Below are 2,679 nucleotides of genomic sequence, written 5' to 3'. Positions count from 1 at the left end.
GCCGGGCGCGACGTCATGACGGCTACGGCTGTCTATCGGCGTGAGGATCTGAAGGACTGGATGCAGTCCCCTGTGTTCCGCAGGACGATCGGGTCCTTTCAGGATTGGGAAAATGGCAAGGATATTCGCCATCGGCTTGTTTTCCATCGGTTGCCGAAGGGGCTGGAACTAGTCGGTAATCAGGAGGAGCAATAGGCCATGTGTTTCCGGACGATGAAACCCTTGCTGGCCGTACCGCTGCTGGCGGCGTTGGTCACAACCGCTTTGACCGGCGCTTCCGTCCCGTCTGCCTGTGCTGTATCGGACGATCGCAAGGCCGCACAGGTGGCCGATGATATTCTGGCGATGCTGCGGGCCCAGCCGGGTGACCGGGGCGATCTGGATGAGGGGAACAGCCGTCGCGTCTGTCTCAGGCTGCGAGGCGATGCCATCCATGGTGAGGCTGCCTGGCCCATGTCAGCCGTCATCCTCAATAAATACACGGCGGGTGTCGAGCCGGGGGCAGCCTATAATGCGGACACCGCTGGCGTCCTGCTCGGCGACGGTCCGCGTGGCATGGAGGCGACGCCGTTCGTGCAGGCGCTGATGGCGGCGGGCGTGGTGCGGCGCGTACCAGTGACCTGGGTTGTTCACACGACCCATCCCGGCACGCCCACGGCAGCACAACTGGGGTTGCACGACCTGGACGACAGCTCAGAGCCCAGACCATCGGAACCGCCGCCAGCCAATGTCGAAGCGACGACACGCTTCGAGGGAGACCTGTTTCTGGGGTCCGGTCCGGAGATCGTCGGGCATTTTGAAATTCCGCCTGATGAACAGGGTCGTATAGGAGCGGTGAGCATCCCGCCTTTGCTCGGGACTACATCGCCTCCGTCCGGTGTCACTTCGGCGTCGCGCTACTGCTACGCGCTTACACCGCAGCGGGTGCTGGAATACGGCCCGCTCCAGACGGTCGAGCCGGGACATCAGCGGATCACGGTGGCCGTGCTGATGACGCCCGAACAGCTGCCGGGCTGGGCCAGCGATCCACGGGTTCTGGAGGTCTTTGCCCCGCAGTTCATCCGCCCGCAGCAGGTGTTCCTAGCGACCTACGACAATTTGGGGGATGGCTGGAAAAAGTTCGGCCTGACCTTTGCAAAGGATCTCGCGGAAACAGGCCATTATGTCGGGGAGTGAAGTGACGAAGCAGCGATCAAACTACCCCTGCGCGCACGCCCGTGCGCGGGTACAGAATAGATAGTACTAAGAGAAGTCTTGTGGGGTCTTCGAAGCGGGATACCCTCGTTTCCCCAAAAGAGCTGTAAGGATTGTACCGTTACTGTTTCAGTCCGCAGCTTGGGTGTCAAGTCTCAGGGAAGACTCCCATGGATATCAATCAATCTTACGACGCGCTTGATCGCGATGCTCTGCTGTTCACGATGCTTCTCCCTGCACTGATCCGGTATCGGGACTCACTGGATCGTGACGCGCCCGAAATAACGGCCGCGATTGCGCTTCTACGAATCATGGATGCGCGGGGGAAATAAAAAAACAAAGGCCGGGCGGCAAGTTCCGTCCGGCCTTTATTTCGTTCACAAAATATAATTTCTCTTTATATTATTCGTGTGAATTTTAATTCTTATACTTGTTTGGTTTGTTTCGGTTTTTGTTCTGGGACTTTTGAGGGGCCGCACCCTGAATTCCCCAAAGGATTTTGTTCTTTTCCGATCTGGTATCGGTTTTTGGCGTGTGGGTTCCTCGTCCCGCAATATTTGTAAACGAGAAAATCAATGTCAGACCATACAACAATTTCCTCCGCCGTAGAGGCGGATCTTATGCAACTGGTTGCTTTGCACGGGTTGCTCGACTTTGCCCTGAGTCAGTCGCTCGAAGGCAACACGGATGACCGCATTCTTGAAGGCGTCGTCATTCTGACGAGGATGATCGGGCGCAAGGTCCGATGCGTGACCAGTAAGATACTGGATGGCGAGAGCCCTCGCTGCGACTGACGCTCTCAATCGTCGCCCACACTCACACCCACACCCGTTTCTTCCATTAACAGGCGCGCTCATATCGTGCCTGTTCTCGTTTCATTAGGAAAATAAAGAATGTTTCGCTCTTCAGATGACGCTACGCCCTCCCGTTTTCATCCCACAGAAGCTGATCTGATCACCTATCGGGACCTTGCCCGTGCTCTCGGTGCCCCACCGAGCGAGGCCATCTGCCGGTATCTCGGCCCGGCCGGCCAGCATCTGGTCTTCATCGGTGAGTCTGGTCAGCGGGACTGGGCCCGCGTCGATGCCCAGGCAAGGGCTCGCTGGCCTGATCTGCCACCGACAGGGAAGATGGCTTCCAACGGCAAGACCCTGGAATCCCTTCCCGAACGTGTCGTTTACCAGATCCTTGAGTCTTTGAAGCACGACAATATGGAAATCGATCTCCATCAGCCGATCATGGCTGACCTCGGGGCGGAGAAGGCGGACCTGACATTGCGCAGGAGAAGTGCTGCCTGCTTTATCGAGGTTATCGGTTCTTGTGGACCCAACCGCATTACCCGGAACGACCACGAGTTGCGGGGGCTGGAGCGGTTCGAGCGGCGTGAAGCCTTTTACCGTCGGGTGGGGATCACCCCTGTCTGTATCTTTCTCGACCTTCTGGCGCGTCCGGAAGACCTGAAGGCACTCTGCCAGTCTCTGGTGG

Annotated in this window: 5 protein-coding genes; all 5 read left to right on the top strand. The window is 57.9% G+C overall.

Annotated elements, in window-relative coordinates; all coding sequences use genetic code 11:
- On the top strand, window positions 1-195 hold a 195-nt coding region (locus KP699_RS16140), incomplete at its 5' end, for a hypothetical protein (protein ID WP_215763277.1).
- 3 nt (window positions 196-198) lie between these two features.
- Window positions 199-1,176 carry a hypothetical protein gene (locus tag KP699_RS16135; protein WP_215763336.1) on the top strand — a complete coding sequence of 326 codons (978 nt, stop codon included), beginning with the start codon at window positions 199-201 and terminating at the stop codon, window positions 1,174-1,176.
- 188 nt (window positions 1,177-1,364) lie between these two features.
- Window positions 1,365-1,526 carry a hypothetical protein gene (locus KP699_RS16130; protein ID WP_215763335.1) on the top strand — a complete coding sequence of 54 codons (162 nt, stop codon included), beginning with the start codon at window positions 1,365-1,367 and terminating at the stop codon, window positions 1,524-1,526.
- A gap of 288 nt (window positions 1,527-1,814) precedes the next feature.
- Entirely contained in the window at window positions 1,815-1,988 is a 174-nt protein-coding gene (locus KP699_RS16125) for a hypothetical protein (protein ID WP_252347153.1), read from the top strand.
- A 99-nt stretch (window positions 1,989-2,087) separates the two neighbouring features.
- The coding region (locus KP699_RS16120; protein ID WP_215763333.1) for a hypothetical protein at window positions 2,088-2,679 on the top strand (592 nt) is incomplete at its 3' end.

Origin of the sequence: Acetobacter sp. P1H12_c (assembly GCF_018811975.1) — a bacterium.
In the GTDB taxonomy this organism is placed as follows: domain Bacteria; phylum Pseudomonadota; class Alphaproteobacteria; order Acetobacterales; family Acetobacteraceae; genus Acetobacter; species Acetobacter persici.
This window is presented reverse-complemented; position numbering and strand designations above follow the sequence as displayed.

Bases quoted from the DNA above. Each gene is read 5' to 3' on its own strand.
- KP699_RS16125 (WP_252347153.1), top strand. From the start codon at position 1,815: ATGCAACTGGTTGCTTTGCACGGGTTGCTCGACTTTGCCCTGAGTCAG.
- KP699_RS16130 (WP_215763335.1), top strand. From the start codon at position 1,365: ATGGATATCAATCAATCTTACGACGCGCTTGATCGCGATGCTCTGCTG.
- KP699_RS16135 (WP_215763336.1), top strand. From the start codon at position 199: ATGTGTTTCCGGACGATGAAACCCTTGCTGGCCGTACCGCTGCTGGCG.